The organism is Paenibacillus marchantiophytorum, from assembly GCF_014640555.1.
Classification (GTDB): domain Bacteria; phylum Bacillota; class Bacilli; order Paenibacillales; family NBRC-103111; genus Paenibacillus_E; species Paenibacillus_E marchantiophytorum.
This window is the reverse complement of the sequence record NZ_BMHE01000005.1, coordinates 1-25,246: the sequence shown is the minus strand read 5'-3', so window position 1 is coordinate 25,246 and position 25,246 is coordinate 1. Positions and strand designations below refer to the sequence as shown.

General features: G+C 42.3%; 14 protein-coding genes. 7 read left to right on the top strand and 7 right to left on the bottom strand.

What is annotated here, in order from left to right; genetic code table 11:
• Positions 1-3: 3 nt before the first annotated feature.
• The 3 genes from IEY34_RS06965 to tatA all read right to left on the bottom strand — a co-directional run bounded on the left by IEY34_RS06965 (position 4) and on the right by tatA (position 3,405).
• Positions 4-1,326: a DUF1800 domain-containing protein gene (locus tag IEY34_RS06965; RefSeq protein ID WP_189009640.1), complete on the bottom strand. Its 1,323-nt coding sequence runs from the start codon at positions 1,324-1,326 to the stop codon at positions 4-6.
• Positions 1,327-1,502: 176 nt separating this feature from the next.
• Entirely contained in the window at positions 1,503-2,951 is a 1,449-nt protein-coding gene (locus tag IEY34_RS06960) for a helix-turn-helix transcriptional regulator (protein WP_189009637.1), read from the bottom strand.
• Positions 2,952-3,207: 256 nt separating this feature from the next.
• A complete protein-coding gene (tatA, locus tag IEY34_RS06955) occupies positions 3,208-3,405 on the bottom strand; it encodes a twin-arginine translocase TatA/TatE family subunit (protein WP_189009634.1) in 198 nt (65 codons plus the stop codon).
• Positions 3,406-3,619: 214 nt separating this feature from the next.
• Here tatA and IEY34_RS06950 point away from each other — a divergent pair, with 214 nt between their 5' ends.
• The 3 genes from IEY34_RS06950 (at position 3,620) to IEY34_RS06940 (ending at position 5,616) form a co-directional block, all read left to right on the top strand.
• Positions 3,620-3,859, top strand: coding sequence for a MerR family transcriptional regulator (locus IEY34_RS06950; RefSeq protein WP_308422986.1), 240 nt, complete (start codon positions 3,620-3,622; stop codon positions 3,857-3,859).
• A 29-nt stretch (positions 3,860-3,888) separates the two neighbouring features.
• Positions 3,889-4,653: a twin-arginine translocase subunit TatC gene (gene tatC, locus IEY34_RS06945; RefSeq protein ID WP_189009631.1), complete on the top strand. Its 765-nt coding sequence runs from the start codon at positions 3,889-3,891 to the stop codon at positions 4,651-4,653.
• A gap of 75 nt (positions 4,654-4,728) precedes the next feature.
• Positions 4,729-5,616, top strand: a complete 888-nt coding sequence (locus tag IEY34_RS06940) for a LysR family transcriptional regulator (RefSeq protein WP_189009628.1) — start codon at positions 4,729-4,731, stop codon at positions 5,614-5,616.
• Between the two features lie 104 nt (positions 5,617-5,720).
• Here the strand turns inward: IEY34_RS06940 and IEY34_RS06935 are convergent, their stop codons facing one another.
• The 4 genes from IEY34_RS06935 to IEY34_RS06920 all read right to left on the bottom strand — a co-directional run bounded on the left by IEY34_RS06935 (position 5,721) and on the right by IEY34_RS06920 (position 11,006).
• Positions 5,721-6,233, bottom strand: coding sequence for a hypothetical protein (locus IEY34_RS06935; protein WP_189009625.1), 513 nt, complete (start codon positions 6,231-6,233; stop codon positions 5,721-5,723).
• A gap of 48 nt (positions 6,234-6,281) precedes the next feature.
• Positions 6,282-8,645 (bottom strand): heparinase II/III family protein, encoded by a 2,364-nt coding sequence (locus IEY34_RS06930; RefSeq protein ID WP_189009622.1) that lies wholly within the window; start codon positions 8,643-8,645, stop codon positions 6,282-6,284.
• A 566-nt stretch (positions 8,646-9,211) separates the two neighbouring features.
• A complete protein-coding gene (locus IEY34_RS06925; protein WP_189009619.1) occupies positions 9,212-10,354 on the bottom strand; it encodes a cytochrome P450 in 1,143 nt (380 codons plus the stop codon).
• A gap of 73 nt (positions 10,355-10,427) precedes the next feature.
• Positions 10,428-11,006 carry a TetR/AcrR family transcriptional regulator gene (locus IEY34_RS06920; RefSeq protein ID WP_189009616.1) on the bottom strand — a complete coding sequence of 193 codons (579 nt, stop codon included), beginning with the start codon at positions 11,004-11,006 and terminating at the stop codon, positions 10,428-10,430.
• Between the two features lie 351 nt (positions 11,007-11,357).
• On the opposite strand from IEY34_RS06920, the gene IEY34_RS06915 reads away from it, so the two are divergent.
• The 4 genes from IEY34_RS06915 (at position 11,358) to IEY34_RS06900 (ending at position 24,661) form a co-directional block, all read left to right on the top strand.
• On the top strand, positions 11,358-14,732 hold the full coding sequence (locus IEY34_RS06915; protein WP_189009614.1) for a glycosyl hydrolase 2 galactose-binding domain-containing protein: 3,375 nt from the start codon (positions 11,358-11,360) through the stop codon (positions 14,730-14,732).
• A 551-nt stretch (positions 14,733-15,283) separates the two neighbouring features.
• Positions 15,284-18,868 (top strand): S8 family serine peptidase, encoded by a 3,585-nt coding sequence (locus tag IEY34_RS06910; RefSeq protein ID WP_189009611.1) that lies wholly within the window; start codon positions 15,284-15,286, stop codon positions 18,866-18,868.
• Positions 18,869-18,986: 118 nt separating this feature from the next.
• Complete coding sequence (locus IEY34_RS06905) at positions 18,987-19,682, top strand: hypothetical protein (RefSeq protein WP_189009608.1); 696 nt, start codon at positions 18,987-18,989, stop codon at positions 19,680-19,682.
• A gap of 2 nt (positions 19,683-19,684) precedes the next feature.
• A complete protein-coding gene (locus IEY34_RS06900; RefSeq protein ID WP_189009605.1) occupies positions 19,685-24,661 on the top strand; it encodes an RHS repeat domain-containing protein in 4,977 nt (1,658 codons plus the stop codon).
• Positions 24,662-25,246 lie beyond the last annotated feature (585 nt).

Here is a 25,246-nt window from a genome sequence, read left to right as displayed (position 1 = left end):
CAATTATTTCATTTGCGATTCAGGACTCATAAGGACAAGCTGCATTAAACCGCGCATCCCTGTAATTGGTTGACTTGAATTCACAACGGTATCGTTGGCATAGGATCTTAAGCTTGTCTTCGTACTTGGCGACAGCTCTCCGATGCCAAACCGCTTACACCACATAGCTAACCAATCATCAGGATTGCTAGGCTGAGCAGGCTTGAACTCGCTGGAATTAAGCTTGGAATCACTCATACTTCTGGCAATCATGCTTGCAAACTGATGCCGTCCAACCATTCTGTCCGAATTCAGCCAGGAATCGCCGCCATCCCAACCGGACACATCCGGTGGATTATAGAGTTCCTGCCCCATACTTTTAGCTGGCAGGTAAGAGTTATGCTCATTGATTGTCAATCCAAGCGCTCGAAACGTACTGACGACATACTCCGTTGGCGACTTGAATAAACGTTTGCGATACCTTTGTTTATAAAACTCATTTGAATTAAATAACTCTTGCAGCACTTCGCCAATCGTATTCTTCGTTCGAATACTGTTAGCCACAAGCTCAATCCAGAAAGAGGGAGGATTAGCCGTCGCAAAGAATTTAAGCAGCTTGGTAGCAAGAAATATCGGATACGCCTGCTGTTTCAGGATGATTTCAACCGCTTCCGTATAACCCAGGTTGCCTGTCGTACCAAGCAGCGTTTTGACGCCTGGGTCGTACCAGTTCGCATTGAAACTCGCTTGCGAATTTATAATTCTCCAGCCGGTAAAAGCGCGCGCCAGTTCTTTCACATCCTGTTCCGAATAATGGCCTATGCCGAGTGTAAAAAGTTCCATCAATTCACGAGAATAGTTCTCATTGGGCGCCTCTTTTTTACTTCTATTCATGTCAAGCCAGAACATCATGGCAGGGTCTTTGCCGATCTTCTGCACAAGCTCTTTGAAATTGCCTAGCGCATACTGGCGAAATAGAACGTTTTGCTGGTACATCGGGAGCATATCGTCGACTTTATAGAAAGCCGTAGCGAAATGACCATGCCAAAACAGTGTCATCTTCTCCACGAGCGGCGCTTGTGTATTAACCATGAGGTACAGCCAATATTGCTGTTGATCGTAAATTCTAGAAGCGGTAAGCGGTCGCTTGCCCCCAGGCCGCCCCTCCCGAGTCATTAGATTAAAATTTACCAGAGCTTCCGGCTTGTCCGTCAATGAGATCCCACTTAGCAGACGTCTCACCGATTCTTGACGGCCAAGCTGAATGCAGGCTGTAAATTCCTCCGGCGTACCGCCAAAGCTGGCTCGATGCAGCAGGTGTACAGCATCTTCATAAGTCATACCCATAAATTTTCCTCCCGTCTTAAATGAAATACATCAATGATGGTAATAAAGTGCGCTTTGACATCACTTATTTCAGTAGGCACCTCCTCATTTGGTGTTATTTCGCTGTGTAAATTTTTAAATATTCAGATAATTATCACCGGAATTTCATTGCAAAAGGGTTTTCATCCGTGATGTCCCTAAATTACCATAATATAGGTGGATGTGATATAACGAAAAGCTCCAAAAGTATAAACAAAAAAAATGAGAAACCCATTTAAAGTCGATTTAATAGAGATTTCCCTATACTTGCCGGGAGTAATCCCTTCGTATTTTTTGAAAAGTCTGAAAAAGGTATTAACTTCACTGAATCCCACCAAATTTGAAATGTCATTCAGGGAATGTTTTTGTACTAAAATCAGTTCTTTCGCATGCGCAATGCGTACCTTGTTGATGACATCAAGCAGGCCTTCGCCAGTTTGATCTTTGAATAGCTTGGATAGATAAGTGGACTTGATCTCGAAATAGTGCCCGACCTTTGTAATGTTTAAGTCTGAATCCCGGTGATGTTCCTGAATGAATGCCAACACATTCTGGGTTAATTCTTTCAAATCTTGCTGTCTTATTTGAAGCCTGTTCGATTTGCAAGTGGTGAGCGTGCTATCGCAAATTTTCTTAATCAAATTCGTCAATTGCATCAACATATCCTGGATACTTTCGGATTCAGTCAAATGTTCAATGACTGCCATGCTTGCTGCATACTCATCTTCTGTGGGATCGCTTATTTCGCAAAGAGCCTTTGCTACGGTGCTAAGCAGATTAAACTTCAGGCAACGGGCAAAGGGAAGGGTTACTGGATGGATGTTCAAATTCCGTTCGACAACGGCATCCAGTGTTTTCTTGGCTTTGGCATAATCACCCGCTTTAATCGCATTTATTAATACTTGTTCCATCATTAAAGGATAGTAGTACCCCTTGAAAGGTTCATCTGAGGGATCTTGTCGAATGTCAGTATAAGAAATAATTTGCTTGCTGCCCAAGATAAGTTTGTGCTCCAAAGCATTCAAAGACTCTTGATACGCATCTGAGATTCCTAGGATGGATCGGTGGAGGCTGCTAATGGAAATCGTTAGATCGATTTGATACTTATTTTTCAACAATTGCTGCATTTCGATTGCCATCTTACGCAGTTTCGATACGTTAGCATGATCGGTTGGGTCGATACTTCTAAGATTTACCATACAGGCCAGCAGATCGTTAATTTCTACCACATATCCCACGTGCTCAACATTAATTAAATCAGCAGCTACTGTGGACACGATGGATCGAACCCGTTTGATTTTCTCTTTTTCGTCTATGCATGGATTGTTCTCAACATAAAAGTGGGCTTCAATATGAAGGGTAAACACAGCAAAGATATCGCTGCTGAAACGAATTTCGAACATTTTCAGACTTTCCTCCAAATAAAATTGGTTGTCCAAACGGCCTTGTAACAACCGTCTGATAAAGTCCAGGCGAAGCAGGTTATATTGATCCGGTTTCCAGTAAAGCAATATACTCAAGCCGATTGTGAACAGTAAAATGGTCATATAGGAAAACGACTGTGTTAAAAAAATTCTTCGCCTTTTTTGCCCTATGCATTTGATCATCGTTTCCCTCCTCATTTGGATAGACTAAAGAAGCAAGATAGAATTCACCTCCATTATAAAAAAATCATCGAAAAACAAACATCATTGTCCTTATATGTTATAAAAAGGGTTAATAAGTGCATTTTCTCACATTAAATGGAAAAATTCTACTGAAACTTGGGAATTAAAAAAGATGACCCCTGTTGAATACAGGAATCATCTTCTGTCGCTAGCCGTGGCTGTAATCAAAGGCCTGTCCGCACTTTTTGTCGGAAGGTTAGACTTTCTTGTTATCAAACTCTACAGGATCGGCCGCGTCTTTACTATCAGAAATAAGCTCTCTGGCCGAGTTCTTAAACTCAAACAGCGTACGTCCGACAGCCCGACCTAGTTCCGGTAGTTTGGATGGACCGAACATCACCAGAACAACAACTAAGATTAGCATGAGACCCGGAATTCCAATATTTTGAAGCATAAATCATCAACTCCGTTTCATTTTGTTTAGATTACACATTAAACATATCCATTTGTGACCCGTATCGTCACTAGTTTGTGTAAGAGGGCATGACATAAATATTACTTATACCAAGATAATAATGGATGATTTGATGCAGGAATGCCAGAGTGATAGAGTTGATTTAAGATATTTTGTACTGAACTCATATGTTGGCAGGAAAGGTTGGATAACGATGATGTCAAAAATAATGAAAAATAAAGTCATCCAGATCGGCGTGGTCAGCGAATTGACGGGATTATCGGAAAGACAAATACGCTACTATGAGGATCGCAAGCTTGTTTTTCCGGAAAGAAGCAGAGGCGGTGTTCGCAAATACTCGTTTGAAGATATTCAAATTATAATGGAGATTCATTCGAAAATGTCGAATGGCTTTCACACATTAGAGCTTAAACGAATGATGGCTGGTTCGTAACATCAAAAAAGATTGTGGAGGTGTCTTGCATGCCACGGGAAAAAGAGATATCGTTGATCGATCATTTATCTGAACTTAGAACACGTATTATCCGGATTGTGATTATCCTAGCTCTTACGATGATTGGTGGCTTTTTCGCAGCTCAAAGAATTTTTCTGTATTTCAAGGAAGCGCCTCCCGCTGCGAACATAAGCTGGCATGTGTTCTCACCCGTAGATGGGATTCGGATCTACATGATGATCGCATTTGTTATTGCGCTTACAATTACACTTCCTTATATCCTTTTTCAAATCTGGGGCTTCGTGAAGGAAGGTCTTACGATGGCGGAACAAAGCGCCACGCTCCGCTATATCCCGTACACACTTCTTTGTTTTATCATTGGACTTTCCTTTGCCTACTTCATTGTCTTCCCCATGAGCATGACATTCACGAACCGTATTTCAGAAAATCTTGGATTGACCCAAACCTATGGTGTCGCTCAATATTTCAGTTTTATGATTAACATCGTTCTGCCGCTGTCCATTGCCTTCGAATTGCCTATTGTCGTTATGTTTCTGACTCGAATTCGATTGCTTAATCCCAAGCTTCTGCATAAATTCCGCAGGTACGCCTATCTGGTGCTGATCATCACAGCCAGTCTCATCTCGCCGCCCGATCTGGTATCTCATCTCATGGTAGCTATCCCGTTGTTTGCGTTATACGAAATCAGCATCTTGCTTTCCCGTTTCGTTATACGCGATCAAATGAAAAAGCAAAACAGGTTCAACACAGAGGGCCCGTTACTATTAAAATAGGTCTCTGCTATCATTGCTTTACTCCCATATATGGCATATATTAACACTAATATGAATATTCGGGGGGGAGATACAATGAGGATCGAACAATTGCTTTTTTTAATCGAGATCAACCAATCAGGTTCTATTTCCCTGGCAGCCGAGAAACTACATATTACCCAACCGAATATCTCACAAGCGATTGTATCGCTCGAGAGAGAGTTGGGTGTCAAGCTTTTTATCCGCTCTCGTCTTGGAGCTGTACCTACGGAAGAAGGCAAACTGGTCATTGCCAAGGCAGAGGAGATCATCAACAAATTACAAGAACTTAGGGAGTCCGTCGGCCACGATGCCGGAGAACTCTCGGGATTGCTCTCCATTGCTTCCGTTCATAGCTTTTGCCTAAGCGTATTGCCCGAGACGCTAGCGATTTTCAAAGAAAAGCATTCGGCAGTCGCGTTGGAAATGCTGGAACTTGATTATTTGCAAATTGTTCAGGAAGTGTTATCCGGGAACGTCGATATTGGCTTCATTGCGGTGTCCAAGCACTATACAGAGACCAATAAACTATTGACTTTGGAAAAGTTAATGGACAATCGAATTATGGCTTGTGTAGGCCGAAATTCCCCTTTCGCTCACCGGGGCAGCATCTCGATAAACGAACTGGTTGATCAACCTATTATCCTGAACTCCGAATACGTCATAGAAAAGTTGAAACAATATGGGGAGCCGAATATTTTGTTTAAGCTGGGAAATTCGGAAGCGGCCAAACGCATCATCACGGAAGGCATTGCCATTGGTTTCTATACAGAAATCGGCTTGAAATATGATCCCTACATCCTTACAGGCAGTACAGTTGCCTTGGAAATTACTGGAGATGACATGGAGGTGTCATTCTGCTCGATAAGATTAAAAAATCGGCATCAGTCCATGGCGTGCAAAAAATTTGTCAAAGAGCTGAAAGCCATTATTGCAACAAGTTGATACGGAGTAAGAACATACCCCTTGTCTGCAGCTTCTGCTGACGAAGGGGTATTCATGGGCGATGAATCTTGTCGTAATTCAGGCTGTCTTGAAAAGCGGTCTAGTTAGTTTATTGCTACTCTTACCGCGTAAATATAATTGCCGGAAACCGTAAAAGGAATCGTGCTGCCGTTAAGGCTAACCGTTGTAACTCCAGGGGCATAAATCTTGATTGCAGATACAGCATTAGGATCGTTTGCTGCTACTAAATTAGAACCAGCAATGTCCAAGGTTGTTCCCTTCCAATCGACAGCAATATGATCGATGACTCCTGGGGATGAGATTATTTCAGTGCCGCCTTTTTTGAAAATCTTACCCGATTTCAGGAGCGCGGTTTTCATGAGTCCTGTGCTTTGTGATTTCTCCGCATAAGCAAGCTTCCCGTTAAATTCAAACGTGTCAAAACTGCGCGCCGTCTGCGGAACTTCTTCGTGAGACAAGTAGTAGTAGCCCGAAACTCCGGCGTCTCCGATATTGTCAATCTTGATCGAACTGGCTATGGTTGTTGGAACGGAAGGCAGAGTGGCAAGGCGGCTGACCTGGATGTCGCGGTTATCGCCGCTTGCGGTCGGATACAAGACCGTATCGAAGGTCGTATCACCGGAAACATTTTTCGTATAGGAAGCTTACGTGGCATCAGTGACCGAATACTGTACGTCTGAAAAATACCCATTATCGAGCGTGGCAACCAATTGCCCCGGATCGGCCGGAACAACCTGAATATTTCCGTTGGTGTCATTAAATGTAGTTGTGACTTTATTCGTAATCGGCTTCTTTGTCGGATTTGCCGAGGGCAGGAAATGCCAAGTCTGCTGAAACTTGTTCACTTTGGTCGGAGCCTGCACATAGTCGGAAACGATCGAGTAGGAAGATTTTAGAAACAGGACGTCGCGGTAATGCTTGAATCCAGCCGTGTTCCGCGTAATGCCTTCCAGGAAATTGAATTTTTTGTTATCGGTCCACATTTGAAGTGCTGCCTCCGTTATATTCGGAGTCGCATCGTTGAATTCAATTGTATTATGCGACTCCGCTGAGTAGCGCAGCCAGTTGGAAATCGGATTACTCGTATAGGTATAAGTGCCTGGATCAACAAGCAGTCTTCTGCCATAAGCGTAATAATCTATTGCATTATCATCGGTATGCCGATGTGCCGCGTCTTGTTTGAGATTCATGAACAAATAGCGGTCATTCGGCAGCCAGCCGCTGCGCATGACGGCAAGTTTGCTTTCCGGATACAGAACCGACGTGTAGGAAGGCGGCGTTCCTTGCGCTCCGGACGTTCCTATATAAAGGAAGGTTTGATCGTTGTAACCGCTAGCCGCCCGTTTCAGAAACTCTCTGCTGCTGTTATACCTGCCGTCGCCGAAATTGGGCAACGAGACGCTCGGATTCGAAAGGTCGGCCATATATTTGGCTAAACTTCGTATTTTGTTATCAAATTCAGCGCTTAAAGTTATCCCGTCTGCGATGGCGGTCTGTTTAAATTCCAAAAAGTTATTGGCCATACTCAATGCATAGCTGCTTGTCGATTCGATATAAGAGCCGTCGCTTCGAATAGAGGAAGTGGCTAATTGATTCATTCGCACATTAGCTGTGGAATACCACACATCCGCATCGGCAAATTCTGGGTAATATTTGACAATGTTGTACATGCTATTTGTTTGGGCCATTCCGAAGTTATGGCCGTCTCTAAAGGCTTCAGGTGTATTCAGGTAGTCTGCCGTTTTCCAAATCGTTTTCAAAATATCCGTACTGGCTGAAGCATTCATGGAAGGGCTGCCCTTCAACGCTTGATAGGCTTTTATCCAATTGCCAATCCGAATAGAGGCATCGAAGCTTCTCGGAAAAGATGCGGAACCTCTGGCACCGCCGTATGAATCGGCATCGCGTATGAAATCGAGCATATAATCAATATATTTGGCCGCATAGGTTTCCGTCCTCGTTGCCTGATATTGAGCAATCAGAGGCTCCAACCAGTGAAATCGAGTAATTTGATATCTGTATTCGCTTTCCGCCGTGTTCACCCCCGGACCCTTCCAGTCCGTTCCGGAAGACAACCCTTGCCACGAAAAGGTCTTTCCTGCATGGTTCGCATAAGTGATCGTATTCTCATTCCAGGCCGTATCTCCTGATTGATAGATCATCAAGTCGACGCTTCCGCTTGATTGGGTATTTCCTGACAGATGAAGCGAAGCAGCCGTGACCGTCCCTTTAATCGATGCCAAATCAAACGTCAGATAAGCTTTACGCGTATCCGAATCATAGGGAGAGCCGGATTCCTGTACCTGGAGAAGCGTCTCGCCCGCATGGATGGTCGTATCGTTGCCGCGAATGAAAGTATCCTTGATTGGAGTCAAATCTGCTGTCTGGACGGTTGATCCACTTGTATACTGGACCGACAGAGTGGGGCGGCATTGGGCAATAGCAGTTTGTGAGCAATCCTGTTCGCGGCTGTAAATATTTGCGCGATTCGCGCCCTTATGACGGCCCATTAACATATAAGTGAGCTTGGAGCCAACGGCGCCTTTTACAGTAGAAAGCATGTTCGTGCTGTACTTCGATGGCTTGTCGGCAACTGTAAAGGTCGTCAAGTAGTACTCTTTAAGCGGCGTTATGATTTGATCCATCAAGATCGGAACCAGGTTGGCATTGGCGCCAAAATTAGTTGGCGCAGTCGGAGCGCTTCGATTTTTGAAGTAGTTCAGCAGCTCTGTTTGGGCCTGTGCGTAATTTCCCGATTTTACATTCGATTCTACCGGGCTTAAGCCCGGAAAGCCTGCATATTTCAGTTTGCCGGGCGTGGACCATGTCCTGTTCGTTCCATTCCACACGCCAAAAAATGCTTCATCGGTCACATTGCTTGCTCCGTTAGCTGCCGCTTGCGCAAGGGGAGTGCTTGAAACCAACGGGAAAAGCAATTGCGAGAAGCATAGCAGATACAGAACAATAGGGATAAAAACTTTCTTCTTCAAAGACGTTGCATGCTTCATAATTTCCCTCCTTTTGATGGTGAAACAGATGATCCTCCAATGGAATGATGAAGCGGTGCGGAACTCCATTCTGCTCCGAATAATTGCCAATCCTGAGGGTGACCGCCAAAGGCAGCTCGATTAAGCCAATACACGCCTCTTCATAAGTCTAAGCACCCATAAATTCCCCCCTATCTTGTAAAATACTTCAGTTGGATCAGGCACCGCCTCCCATCGTATTAATACTATTCGGAATAAAAAAAACTAAATTTTCAGATAATTTATACCGCCAAATAATATCATTAAAGGATTATAATCCTTTATATCCCTAAATTATCATAAAACAGGTAATCGAAATATAACGAAAAGCTACAAAAGTATAAACAAAAAGTATAAGAAACCCGTTTAAAGTCGATTTAATAGAGATTTCCCTATACGGAATGCCAACACATAGCATAGAGCCTTTGCTACGATTCGCAGGTAGGATATTGACACTACTAAAGTAGAAAACAGGAAGAAAACCATAAAATAAAGGCGAATTCCCATTCAAATTGAATGTAAATTCGCCTTTACAGGAATCATCGGTATTAACGTCGCAAAATAATCGGCAATTGCTTGACCCCGAACATAATCCAACTGTCGATCCGCTCCAAGGGCTGTGAGTGATCGAGTCGGAATTCAGGGAACCGCCGGAGCAGCGTTTGCATGGCTATTTTACTTTCCAAACGGGCTAGTTGCGCGCCTAAACAGAAGTGAATGCCGTGACCAAAGGCGAGATGGGGATTCGGATTGCGGTGGATATCGAAGATTTCCGGATGCTCGAAGATAGCTTCATCATGGTTGGCCGAGCCAATCCAGATGTTGACTATTTGGCCAGGAGTCAGCGTTTGCCCGCGTAGAACCGTTGTCTGCGTTACCGTTCTTATCATCGTTTGAACAGGTGAACAGTAACGAAGAACCTCTTCAAGCGCTTGTGGGATCAAGGTATTATCCGCTTTGAGTTGTGTTTTTGCATCCGGATGATCGTCGAAGAGAAGCATGGCTGAAGAAATCAAGTTGGTTGTGGTCTCATTTCCCGCTACAAGCAGCAGAATGCAAAAACCGATCACTTCCACATCGCTTAATTGTGCTCCTTCTTCATTGGCGCGCACAAGATTGCTAATCAAATCGTCCTGAGGTTCCAGTCGCCGCCTATCAGCAATTTCGCTAAAATAGACACTCATCTCTTGCTGGCATTGATAATAGCCATCGGAATCGTTCCCAACCAGTGCATCCGACCACGCTTTGAAACGCTCACGATCTTCCGGTGGAATGCCCAGCATTTCGGCAATAACGATAATCGGCAGTGGGCTCGCATAGTCAGGCAGACCATCGACCTTGGCGTTTGTTTCCATCTGATCGCATAACGCTTCCGCTATCGCCTCAATTTTAGCTGTTAGTCCTTGGATGATCCGAGGCGTGAAAGCCTGAGATACAAGCATCCGCAATCGCCGATGTTTGGGCGGATCCTGTCTCAGAATACTCGACTCAATGGGATCATTCACGGATTCTACACCTTGCGAGGAAAACAGGTCGTGACGAGTGAAAATCATTTTAACATCTTCATATTTGAAAACATTCCATGTTGTTTTTTCTTTATTTAACGACACCGGAGAGGAATCGCGCATGTCTTTAAAATAAGATAACGGAATCAGTTCGTTTAAAGCGGAAGCTGAATTTTCCCCATTCATTCACATCACCATGCTTTCATTCAATTTTCACTTAAACTGACTAATCAGTACAATAAAATCAAAAAAAGGTGAATTACTCACCTGCAGTCATAATCAACCCCGACGTAATGATTGTGTAGAAGAATCGTTCCATATGCTCACGAGACAATTCATGCCTATTGCTCATAAAATAATTAGCTGCGCTGTCGAGCATCCCGACAATGCCTGCGGCGGCTAACTTGCAGTTAACATCGCGAAGCAAGCCTTCTTGCTTGCCTTCTTCCAAAACCTCAGCAAGAAAATGTATGTAGTCTATTCTCAGGTTTTTCAATTCCTCCAGCACTTCCTGGTCGATGCCATTGGATAATTCATTAAAAACAATATGAGCTAATCCGCTGGACTCCAAAAAGAGATCGAGATTGTGCCTAACAATTCGTCTAATTTGTTCTTCGAGAGTGAGATTAGCCTGAAGATCGGCGCGAATTTTATCAATAACCTCCTGGAAGCCTTCTACAACAAGTGTTTTAAACAATTGGGCTTTACCTGGAAAGTGATAGTAGAGAGTTCCTTTGGCTACATTCGCTCTCAGGGCGATTTCGTCCATGCTTGCCCGATGGTATCCGTTCTCTGAAAATACGTCAACTGCTGCATGGATGATTTTCTCTTTGCTCAATGAGGATGCTCCTTTCGTCACGCGATTGAATAAACTGACTGGTCAGTACAAAATAAGTGTAACATATTGGTAAATGAAGAGTCAATATAGCCGAAGTCAAAGTTGGTTGCAATAATGGCGATTAATCAATTAAAAAGTCGGGATTGTCCATAACTAGGTCGAGATAATAAATTTTATCCTCATCTTATTTCCAATATTATGGTATTAAGCGAATTGATTAAAAAATGTAGAGGAGCGGTGACGTGCCTGTTTTCATGAGAGGGGGGATGCCCAGCACAATTTATGCTTCTTTGACGCTTAAAAGTTAAAGCGTTTTAAGATTGTACATCCAGTAAATAGGAGGGAAAATCTATGAATGTTGCCAAAGCGATCAGGAAATTATTTTTCTTAATGTTAGCGCTTTTATTCGTTGCAGCCGGTACGCCAATGGCTCAGGTAGGAACAGCAAAAGCAGCCGAAGTGGAAGTAGGAGCGGATGTTACAGCAGACTCTTTAAGAGCCGCAACAAGTGTGTTCCCGTTAAGCCAGAACTGGAATATTCAGTCATCAGCTATTGCAACCGCAAGCGGATCGAAAATTTCAACATCCGGCTTCGCAACATCCGGTTGGTTCGGCACGACGGTTCCCAATACCGTTCTGGGAGCGTTAGTCAATGCCGGCAATATTAAAGATCCCTACATTGGCCAGAATATGGCTTATATCGACGAAAGCAGATTCACAGTGCCATGGTGGTATCGCACGGAATTTACACTGCCAGCGTCAGAGGCCGGCAAGAAAATCGCCGTCAATTTCCAAGGCATCAACTATAAAGCGGACATTTGGATCAATGGCAAACAAATCGCCAACAGTTCGGATACCATCGGCTCCTTCCGCAGCTATGAATTGGATATTACCGATTATGTAACCGCTGATGGTACAACCAAAAACACGCTCGCCGTTCAAGTCACACGGCCTGATTATTTGAAAGATTTGACGATCTATTGGGTGGACTGGGTCCCAAGGCCGGCAGATAACAACATGGGACTGTGGCGCGATGTTCTTATTAAAACCAGCGACACAGTAAAAACGCGCAACCCGTTTGTTACCTCAACAGTGGATGCCAATCTTGCTGCCGCTCATCTCAACGCCTATGTGGAATTAAGCAATACGAGCAAAGCAGACGTAACAGGGTCCGTTTATGCCATCATTAAAGACCCTTCAGGCGCTGCCGTTACGAGTATTTCGAAGACTGTTACTGTAAAAGCCGCAGCCAAGGATCAGGAAGTTTCCTTCCTAGGGATCAATGTCGCCAGTCCTCAGCTCTGGTGGCCGATCAATATGGGCGATCACCCGTTGTATACCGTCGACTTTAGTTTTAAGGCAAACGGCAAGGTATCCGATAGTGTGGTACAAAAATTCGGAATCCGTGAAGTTTCAACGGAAATGAATGTATCCCCTTCCAATTCGGTTGATCCGCCGCTCAAAGATATGGTGCAATTCTATGTAAACCACAAGCCTGTTCTCATCAAGGCGGGGGGATATTCGCCTACAGATCTTCTTCTGCGTCGTGATCAGAATGCGAACAACGCGGTCGTTCAATACGTCAAAGATATGGGCCTGAACACCATTCGCGACGAAGGCAAGTTCAATGATGATCAGCTGCTCCAGCTTTTGGACGAGAACGGTATCCTGTTCATGGCGGGCTGGGTATGCTGCGACAGATGGCAGCAGCCTGCTTCCTTCACGGATAACGAAGCGAAAATTGCCGGAGCATCCCTATACTCGCAGCTTCGCGAATTAAGAGTACATCCGAGCATGATTGCTTGGTTGAACGGAAGCGATAATCCGCCTTCGTATGGCAATATGGACGGTCAGCCGCCAGGCTCGACGGTAGCGCGCGGTAAATTTATCGAGCAGATGTATCTGGATTTGGAACATCAGATGCATTGGGAGGATTTCAGCGCTATCATCTCAAGCGCCTCTGCCAAGGTTGCGGAATTAACCGGTACGGTGGGCGGTATGCACATGGATGCTACCTATGATTACGCGCCGCCGGCGATGTATTTCGAAGATATGAAGTTAGGCGGAGCAATCGGATTTACATCGGAAGCAGGTCCTGGACCAAGCTTGCCTGTCACCGAAACCTTAAAGAAAATTTTACCGGCAAGCGCACTCTGGCCTTACAACGTAGGTGGAGACAACTATCAACAATGGAATTACCATGCATCGAGAGAAGCCTTCGGGAAGCTAGACGTATTCCAGAAAGCGCTGGACAGCCACTATGGATCATCCAATAACTTGGAAGAATTCAATATTAAAGCGCAAGTGCAGCAATATGACGCACAGCGCGCACAATTCGAAGCCGTGAACGCCAACAAATACACCAAAGCGTCAGGCTGGATTCAATGGATGCTCAACAATTCATTCCCAAGCTTATACTGGAATCTATTCGACTTTTATTTGAATCCGAACGGCTCTTACTTCGGGGTCAAGAAAGCGAATGAGCCAGTACACATCATGTTCGATTACGCTTCCAAGGAAGTTAAGATTCTCAACAGTACGAAAGATGCTTACTCGGGCTTGAAAGCTAGTGTTAAAGTTTACAATATCGACAGCACTAAAGTGTATGACAAAGCATTCAATAACCTGAACGTTTCTCCCGATGGAGCAAGTCCAGCTGTGGGCGGAACGCCTAAAAAGGTCGGTTATGAAACCATCAATTTCGGTGGCAAAATCAAGACGGCGAGCGGCATTACCATTGTGAACAAACTGAATGAAGATTCGCTTAATCTATCTCCTACCTATTTCATTCGTTTGGAATTGCGCGATGCGAGCAATCAGCTGATCAGTGTGAACACCTACGCCCAAACGAAGAAAAAAGATCTGGTCAGATATCAGAATCATGATTGGAATTACACGCCTCAAGATCAATATGCCGACTTCACGGAATTACAAAGCTTGAACCCCGTTGACCTGCAACTCGTCAGCAGCAAGGCTGTGACAACAGGTTCTCAACAAACGCTCACATATACGGTCAAAAATAACGGCAGCTCCATTGCTTTCGCAGTTTTCGCCAAGATCAAGAAAGGCACGGGAGGCGATCTTGTAGCACCGGTCAAAATGGAGGACAACTATTTCGTCTTGCTGCCAGGCGAACAAAGAACCCTTACGGCCGAGTATGCTGTCTCCGATTTAAACGGAGCTGCACCGGTCATCTCGCTGGATTGCTATAATAACATCATCACGAAGAAAACTCCGACGCCAACAACGCTCGATCTGGCCAAAGGGAAAAAGACAGCTGTATCGTCTACAGAGTCCGCGTCCTTCCCGGCGAAGAATGCTGTGGATGATAGCGTGTTCACCGAATGGCAAAGCAATTCGAAAGACGCATCCGGCAGCGATCCGCAGTGGCTTTCGGTCGATCTCGGAGCGTCTAAAACAATCAATCGAACCATCACCAGATGGGGCTTTGAAAACTATGCGCAAGAGATCAAAATCCAAGTATCCGATGACAACAAAACATGGCAGACTGTCGCTACGGCAACAAATCCATACGGTTCGACAGTGAGCGATATTGCTTTTAATACCGTCACCAAGCGTTATGTGAAAATTGTCATGTCCGGCAAGCGGCCCGGTGCTCCGCAAGTAGGCAGCGGCGGATCAGGGCAAGGATTCACCGGATTGGCTGCTGTCCCTGCAGCCAAATCTTTTAAAATCGGTGCGTTTGAGGTCTATGGATCCAACTGATTTCATCTATAAGGGGCCTAGCCTCCAAAACCACGTTAAACGTGGGGCTGGGGGCTTTTTTATGCTTTAAAGTAATGAAACGTTTCAGCTAGATTACAAAACAATGACCGTTCTCCGAAAATACGTCAACTGCTGCATGGATGATTTTTCTCTTTGCTCAATGAGTTGGATTGTGGATTTGTGTGGAAAAAGTTAGTGAATATTTAATGTTATTCTAAATTTCGACAACAAATTTCGACAGTTATCGACTTCGAATTTAAAATACAATAATAAAAACAAAGTAATAAAAGTAAAAACACCTTAATTATGTGTTAATTATTGGTTTTTTCTGATTTTCTCTCCTATTTTAGTCTTCAGGTCACCTTCCCTGCTTTTCATTCATTTCCGTAAACCTCCAGAGCTTGCCAATCATAGTTCTCTATTTCTATTCCAAATATATTGAAACGTAATTTGCAAATACATGAAAATTCTACGAAAGGGGGTGCAATTTGTTTAGGTTTTTTAAGTAAACCTTTTGATTTCATCTACTAAAAAAGAAAAGAGGACGAAGCATGAAACGAACAAAAGGATTTATCCCCGTGGTTTTGATTTCATCCATGCTGATGATGTCAAGCGCAGCCTTGGCCAACAGTGAAACATCACTACCTTTAAACGCACAAAAAATGTTAAGCAGTAAGGAAGACCGTGTAACCACAGTGCAAGAACAAGTATATATTCAGGAACCAGCCAAAATTCAAGAAATGAATGGAAGAAAGAATGAGAAAAGGTACATTGTCGGTCTGAAGAAAAACGTGGAATCTGAGAGCTTTAAAGCCAGAAAAGGGCTGCAAAAAAAGAAGGGAAAGAAATTATCTTCATCAAATTCACTGGGTTTAAGTTTGGATGTGTATGAAGTTCAGAGCTTACAGAGCGATACGAACATCGCTTATATTGAACCTGATTCGGAGGTAAACATCGCTTCCATTGGTCCTGTAAACAGAGAGCGAGCATCATCAAATGTTAGACAGAAAAACCAAGAACAAATTCCATGGGGAATCCATGCTGTCGGAGCCGATCTGCTGACCGAAAAGAATCAGCGAGGAAACGCTATTCGAATTGCGATTTTGGATACGGGAATAAGTGATCATCCAGATCTGCAAGTAAAAGGCGGAGTCTCTTTTGTCGAAGGTGTCACCGGATATCAGGATGATAACGGACATGGCACCCATGTGGCCGGCACGATAGCTGCCTTAGATAACCGTATTGGCGTTATTGGCGTGGCCCCTCAATCGGAAATATTCGCTGTGAAAGTCCTGAATCAAACCGGTACAGGAACATATAGTCAAGTAATTCAGGGAATTGAATGGGCCATTCAGAATCGAATGAATATTATTTCCATAAGTTTTGGTGGGAGTGACAACAGCAGAGCCTTGCACGAGGCCATTCAAGCAGCAACGGAGCAGGGCATCTTGGTCGTAGCAGCTGCAGGCAACAGCGGTAAAGGCGCTGAGACGGAGACTTACCCTGCTTTATATCCAGAAACCATCTCCGTAGGTGCTGTTACCAAGCAACATTTGCGGGCGGATTATTCCAGTTCAGGGAATGAGATCGATTTGGTCGCGCCAGGCTCGGAAATCCTCAGTACGACAAGTGATCAAGACTACGGCAATCTTAGCGGTACTTCGATGGCTGCGCCCCATGTTACAGGATCGCTAGCAGCCTTGTGGTCTGCCCATAAGAATTGGACAGGCGAACAAGTTAAAAACAAACTTTTTGAGACGGCTACCAGGTTGGGAGGCAATCAGGAGTACGGGCATGGACTTGTTAATCTAGCCAGAGCGCTTGGGGTTATCGACAAGCCGATCCCTCCAGCAGTTGCAGGTCCTATAGAGACTTCCTCGCAAGATCCTCTCATTCAATGGGACCGGGAATTGCTGCAAATCAATAACAGACTTCTTGGATTGAAGAAGCTGGCTTTGAAAGAGAACAATATCGAAGCGGCCAAGAAGATTGAGGACCATTACAACGAGCTGTTAATTGAAAACTTAATTTTGCATAGCGGGATGACACCCGTAGTTCCTCCAGATGCTGAAACCACGGTTGGACAATCGGTTTATTCGAGTGTGAATTCTAGTGTTTATGCTAATTTTGAAATCAGGAAAGATCAATTTGATGGCCTGAAATTAAAATATCAGGAGAGCGTGAATGAATTTCAAGCATTATTGCCTAATTATGTGGATGAAGATCCGGCTGTTTCTATATTGGATAATCGCTTGTATCTAAATTTGTATAAAGATGTATCTCTTGGGGTAGGGGAATCCTATTATTATTCTTTTGTACCTGAAAATACAGGTATGTATAAAATTTACACCGGACCCTTTGGGGGGTATGGTGCTCCTAATGATACGGAGTTAATCCTGTTTACTGACTGGCAGTTAACCAATCAGATAGCTAGCAACAATGATGCCAATGGATCAGTATTCTCTGAAATGAATGTAATGCTAACGAAAAATACGGAGTATTATGTAAAGATTCTACCCTATTCAGGTGCGGTAAACGCCAGATTATCCGTTAGTTCGTCATGGGATACACTTGATTTGCTAACCACAGTGGATGTGGATTTATCTGCGAACGAAAGTAAAGTGTTCCGTTTTTCGCCGGCTTCATACGGTACATACGGGTTCTCTACAAAAAATTTTGAAGTGAACGGTACAGATAAAACGATGCTTAATATGTATAGCGATAAGAATTTGACCAATTTAATTGCTTTTAAGGGTGATGGCAGTCCTTCGGCCGTATTGTTTTCAAGAGTAAATATGATTCCAGGGGAAATTTATTATATAAAGGTTTCTGGTTTTAACGGAAGTCCAATTCATACACAGCTTTCTGTTTCAAAAAATGCTGTTAATTATATAGATATATCAGCAGGATCTAATATCAATATTCATAAACCTGAATTAATTCCAGAATTTTTTCAATTTACTCCTGACATTTCGGGAGGTTATAGAATTACTTTCAATCGATATAATTATGTTGAATATAGTAAGCCAACAATCCTGATTTATTCGCAGTCCAATCTAACTGGCTTACTAATAGAAGAACATAGTACTGAGGTTTTGGATATCTTTGAAGCAGGAGTGACCTATTATATCGTATTTCGAGAATCTATAGGGCGTGCCATTTATGCAAATATCTCAATTCCTTTAAAATACCGTGACACGGCTCCTCCCACGGCTCCAAGCGGTTTGAAAATTAGTGGATCTACAGCAAATTCCATGACACTAAGTTGGACAGCATCAACAGACAATGTAGGAGTAGCAGGTTATGACATCTACCAGGGAGCTATGCTTGTAGGCTCTGTAAACGGAGCGACAACTACCTTTACCGTGGCGGGATTAACAGCCAATACAACTTATTCATTTAGTGTGAAATCAAAAGATGGGTCAGGTAATCTATCGGCTGCAAGTGGTGCCATAAATGCAATCATTGACACGCTAGCCCCGACAGTTCCAAGTAATATAGTAATAAGCGGAAAAACGAATAATACGATTAAGCTCACATGGACAGCATCGACAGACAACGTAGGGATAGCAGGTTATGACATCTACCAGGGAGCTATGCTTGTAGGCTCTGTAAACGGAGCGACAACTACCTTTACCGTGGCGGGACTAACAGCCAATACAACTTATTCATTTAGTGTGAAATCAAAAGATGGATCAGGTAATCTATCGGCTGCAAGTGGTGCCATAAATGCAATCATTGACACGCTAGCCCCGACAGTTCCAAGTAATGTAGTAATAAGCGGAAAAACGAATAGTACGATTACGCTCACATGGACAACATCGACAGACAATGTAGGGGTGACAGGTTATGACATCTACAGTGGGTCAACGTTAACTGGAAGTGTGAATGGTAGTACGACAACGTATACGGTAACAGTTCTTTCAGCAAATACGCTTAATATTTTAACTGTTAAGGCGAAGGACGGCGCAGGCAACTTATCTTTATCGAGCAATGCGATAAGTGTATTTCTAAATGGAAAACTGACATACACCTATGATTCGAGAGGGAGACTGACTTCCATCAGCATTACATCAACAGGTCAGATCATTAAAACATTTGTTTATGATAATAATGGGAATTTAATTTCAAAGTAACACTAGAACGTAAAGTCTAGTCATATTATTTTCACTTATTGCGCCCATATTTTAGCGGCAGAAGGTATTTCTAATTAGCAAACAAATACCACCCACAAGTTGGAAAGGAAGATAACCATTGAAAAAATATAGTAAGAGGTTCAAAATTATAGTTTCCGTTTTGTTAATCGTTGTCGTAGTCAGTAGTTTAGCTCTACCAGTATTAGCAGATAGCAATATCATTTCTGGAGGTCTCAGCAAAGTAGGAAGTGTACTCCGTTCCAATGAACCTTCAAAGAAAGTTGAGCGGGAAGAAGAAAAACCACAAACACTTACACAAGATATTACTACACCAAAGGAAACGGACAATCAAGTTGAAGCTATTAAAGCAAAAGCTGCAGAAAACCGAAAACATCGTCTAAAGCAACAAGACGAGTTTAACTATGCCCAAAAAGACGTGGAGGAACTCTTACTAAGTGGAGCTACACTGGAAGACATCTATCGTTCAGATGAAATTGGTAACCAGTTGCTTGTCAATCCAAAAGAGCTGATTAAAACGAAACGTGCAGGAAAAGAAAATTGGGATGACATAGAAAAAGATGTGACAGAACAGAAGCAAAAGCAACTTAAAACGCTTATAAAGAAACATGCTAATCTTGAGAAAAAGTTTGCAGGTAAAACTATAAGTGATGCAGAAAAGCTGGAAATCCTTCAACAGGTAGAGACGAATCCTGACCTAGTATCTGACGATATTATTGCAACTTTTAAAGAGGAAGGTCGTTCAGGACTTCAAAAGCTTCATGATAAGAATTCGAAGGGCAAAGGAGGGAAGTAACCATGAAAAAGAGTCTTATTTTCCTTAGTGGATTCTTCGCATTTCTCATCGTTACAGTGCTTTCTTCCCATCATGCTTATGCGGATGTATTTGGTACTGATGCAGTCATGAATGGACTTATTACCCAGCAGCAAATTAACCAAACTCAAAAGCCACAATTTTCAGATCATAATGGTTCCAGTGAAGCGATTGATCCTGCTACTGGTGCGCTTACGTGGAAGCAGAATAATATTCATCTTCCAGGTAGAGAAGGGCTTGATCTAGATATTGGGATATTGTATCAAAGTAACTATAGCTTTGGATATACGAGAAAATACAATGTTTCTGGCAATATTCAAAAATATAATTATCTGAATAGTCGATACGATTTGGGAATAGGATGGTCGTTTCGTTTTCCTTCTTTACAATTGCAGGATGGTTATATGTATTATCATAACGGAGAAGGTTCCATTTATCGTGTGGATTTCAGTGCAACAGGTACTGCAGAAAGCTATACGCATTTACTAGGTTATCAAGGAAAAGACTTGCGTTTTGTACAAGATCCCGCTAACACTTTTTCTAATGGACAGGCTAATTCTGCTTATTATTTAGAGTATGCGAGCATGAAACGTGAATATTTTGCATCAGACGGTCGCTTGCTGGGGATAGTAGACCGATTTGGAAATAAAATTACATTCTCTCACCTAGATCGCCTAATGTACGACGGTCAAACATATAAAGTGATCGATTCAATTACCGATACAGTCGGTAGAATGGTGAGTTTTACCTATGACACTAACCTACAGACAACAACGGATCCTAACTTTAATGGGGAGAAAACCGTTATTTCGGTTAAAGACCCTGGTGGTAGTGTCGTTCAATCAGTTACGTACACGAAATGGCGTTCTAAAAGTACATTTAATGGGAATCCGGATGGGTATAAGCCTTTTTTATCAAGTATTCAAAATCAAGCTGGAGATTACCTTTCTTTTGATTATGCTGTAGATTCAAGTACCAATATGTATTATAGCGGTAAGTTTGATTACATTAAAAAATATCTTGATAGTTACTCTGGCTGGAATTCCAATTTTCTTTTAAATACTGTATCTTACCCCAACTCCAAGATCAAGTACCAGTATGAAAAAGTCACTCGAAACTTAGGAACTAGCGGCGTTGGGGAAGAGTTTCGCATCATAAGTCGCAAAGATGTGTTGAAAACGGATAATAATCAAATAAATTACACTTACAATGGCGACTATACTGGCTATCCTACGTACTACGATCAAAATAATCTCCCGAGCACCTATACGTTTTCATCAACATCAACATTGCAAAGTACGACGAGTACGAATGGACTACAAACCATTTCAACTTTTAACGGACTCAAGCAGCCTAAATCGACGGAGACAAAAACTTCTAATGGGGAGCGTAAAATATCTACCAACCTTGCCTTTCATTCGACTTTTACATATTTACCAACAAGTATTCAAATGGCAGACTACGCGGTAGGCGACACTGATATAACAGCAAATAAACTCTTTGTGAATAAAGCTTATAATGTATGGGGCGGTCTGCAAAGCGAGACGCAACCACTAACTCAGACACAATTAAACGATGCAGCCACACAAAGTAAATATACAACTACGTACGCGTATGAACTGACCTATAACCAATTACAATCTAAATCGTGGTATCAAAATGTGAGCGATACGAGTGCTTCATCAGAAAGTTACTTCTATGATACGAACGGGAGGCTAAAAACTTACACAAATCCTAAGAGTGAGATGACCAACACATGTTACGATATCATGGATGCTAACGGTACTATTACATCGAGTTGTACAGGTGCTGCTACTCCATTACTTGGTAAAGTACAAAAAGTTACCTCAACGAAAACATTGGATAACGGGAAGACAGCGAAAACAGTCACAATTTTCGGATCAGATACGGGCTATGCGTACCCTAGTGAAACGGAGAGCATCTTTAATACAACCAATGATAGTGGTCAAAGTGTTACTCAAACTGTAAAGAAAAAGATGACTTATTACATCGGGACAGGATTATTGAAAGATGTGACCGATGAGAATACTAACAAAACAGCGTATATCTATGATGCGTTAGGTCGTACGACGGAGGTGAAGTACCCTACCTTTAAGAATTTGAATGGTGGACAATACGACGTTTCGGATGTGTTTATTTATAACAACTCCACAAGTTCACAACTCTATGATTCTACGAATCTCGGTATTTCAAGCTTACAGGTACGCTCTTATCGGAAATATACCCAAAAATCAAATAATGCTATTACCTTCTTAAATGAACAATACGAGTTTCATGATGGTTTAGGTAACTTGCGAATTAAACAGTTTATTGATCCGAATACAGGTGCGTGGAAGTTTAATCAATACCACTACGATGATCTTTCAAGAGTAAATTATTCCATCGACCCTATGGGGAATACGTCTACCGCGAATTACGATGCATGGGGCAGACAAAATGAAGTGTCAGATGTATATGGCAATCTGTACGAGACCGAATATAATCTCAAAGCACGTCGATCCACTCATTACTTTGTCGCGGCAGCAGATGTTAGTGCATATCGAACTAATTCGGGGCAAAACAATCTGAAATCCAGCTACGTTGAACGAGATGCGGATCAATGGGGACGTCTGCTGACAACTCGTGCTTATAAGGATTGGCCGAATCAGACCCAACCGGTAACGGAATCTTATATGTACGATATTTTAGGGAATGTAACTACGTATATCGATCGGAAGAAAAACTTTAATGCAGATGGTGTAACGAGAAAGTACACCTACGATAAGCTGAATCGTCTGGTCACGTTGAAGGATGCCATGGGACAATTAACCAATTACCAGTACGATACAGGAGGAAACTTGCAACAGGTTTCCATGCAGAGCAGTTCTTCCGATACGGCAGCAATACTTAACACGAAGCAATACAACGAAGTTGGAGGACTCATACAGAAGACCGATCCATCCAATTTAAGCGAAACCTACACGTACAATAATATGGGCTTGCTAAACAAACATACGGATCGCAATGGCACGATCTTTACCAATCAGTATGATGAACAGAATCGTCTTACCGTCAGTACGGTATCCGCTAGTGGCACAACACTTTCAAGTAAGTCGATTATCGGCAGTAACGGCATCATGTATGATAAGGCAGAAACGTATTTGAATGGAACCAGTACGGGAAACATGACAACAGGCATGGACAACATGAAACGATTGACTTCCATTAGCATGTCCGGTACTAATTACAGTTCGAATTTGTCACTTGCCTATGATAGTAACAGTCGTGTTACTAGACAAACAAATAACCTTTCAAGTTATAATGTGAACTTTCGCTATGACAAACAGCGGATGGATAAGGTTCAAGTGGATGGTCAATCCACTGCTAATACAGCTGATACTGTTAATGCATCGTATGAATATTACGCAAATGGACAAGTAAAGACCATTACGTACCCGACACTGTCAGACGGTTCAGTATTAAAGACAGTTAACACGTATGACGCGTTGAATCGGCTACATACAGTAACGAACACTAAAGGCAACACGACTCTGTCAATCTATTCATATGAGTACGATGATAATAATAACATCACGTCTAAGACAGAGACTGTGAATCAGGTTACAAACACTACGAATTACTCGTACGACGCTTTAAATCGATTACGTAGGATTAACAGACAAGATGGAAGCACAGCGAGTTATATGTACGATTTGAAAGGTAACCGTTCGACCCTGCAAGACAGCGCTATGAATCTCTCCTTACCTGATACAGGCTACACGTATGATTTACTCAATCGATTGACTAGTGTTACAAGTGGCACCATTACAACATCGTTTGCTTACGCGCCTAATAACTTGCGTTACAAGAAAACTTCTGGTACGCAAACAGTACAGTATCAATACAATGCAAACGGACAAGTGATTTCAGAAAGTGACGGAAACAATACAGTTAAAGCTAACTACATCCGAGGCGACCGCTTATTGGCGAAAAAAGAGACAAGCACAAGTAAGATGTATTATTATTTATACAATGGTCATGGGGATGTTGTGCAGATCGTTGATGCGAATGGTACGACTGTGAATCAATATCAGTATGACGAATGGGGAAATATCGTGAACAAGACCGAAGGTATTTCCAACTCATTCAAGTATGCTGGGGAGCAGTATGATGATGAGACAGGGCTGTACTATTTAAGGGCGCGGTTCTATGATCCAAGCGTTGGTAGATTCATAAACGAGGATTCGTATGAGGGGCAGATAAATAATCCGCTGTCGTTGAACCTTTATACTTATGTGGAGAATAATCCTCTGATCTACTCTGATCCGACAGGACACGTTAAAAATTCAGATAATGCAGATTTAATTAAGTTAACCAAAGATCAATCAGACAAATGGATGACTGCTAATAACACAGAATGTGTGAGTCTGAGTTGTAAATGGAACAGGGTGCAAGATATGATGAATGCTGAAAAAAAAGCTGATCAAATAAGAAGTGAATACTATTACTCTAAGAATCAAAAATTGGCAGATGATATTAAATATAAATATGTTCCTGTTGCGAACCATGATTTGGTCTCAGATAATGGACAGAAAACAACAGTTAGTGTTTTATCCACTGGTCAGGTATTTTACGATGAAAACCCTAAATATTCCTATTGGGAACAAAGTAACAAAACTAGCTCATTTGAGTATTGGGAGGCAAAGACTACAAAGGCTGTAATTGGTTACGGAATTGGTTTGCTGGTCGCTAAACAATTTGGCGGGAAGAGCCTTGAGCATCCTACTGGTTTTACTGCTGGTATATTGAGCGAGGCTTGGATGCCTGAAAATCCAGATGTTGGTGAAAGAAGAACCATAATTTATCGTACCGACATTGAAACCCAGAATACACAGCAACTTATTGTAGTCACCAAAGGTTATAATGTAATTGATTATAGATATTGGAGTGATTACAAGTGATAAACTCAAAGGTAGTATTTTATTTTTCAGTGCTATTAGTCATTGGAGCATTTTTTATAATCGAGAGCAACTGGCTCGGTAAATTTATTTTCTTAATCTATCTTTTTACTGTCTATTTATTTTCGAAATTACGTAATAAGAAAATTGCTGTGTCATTATCAATACTATTATTGATAATGGTTGCCATTCTAAAGATAATTCAAGTAATATAAAGCTAATAAACATTAATTAGACCGCCCTGCGACTATCGCTCAGCGGTCTTTTTTTCCATCCCTGTATGGCCTAACAACTCCAATGGGATTTTTTTGCCACTCCGGTGGGAAGTTAGTTACAGACCTAGTTAATGCTGGAAGTTAAAATAACTGTCAAATCCATATTTAAATAAAACACTATTAGAAGGAGAGGACGCGGTTTGAATAGATTGTATGTAGCAGGATTAATTATCTAAAGTTTTTAATAGAATCAATTTCATAATGTTTTTGAATGTGGCTTGTGCTATACGAAATTTGACGTTCTGTTTTTTTAAAAAATTAAGCCGCAATCTTGTGGGATTGGTTTTTTCTAACACGGTCTACTGTTAATTTG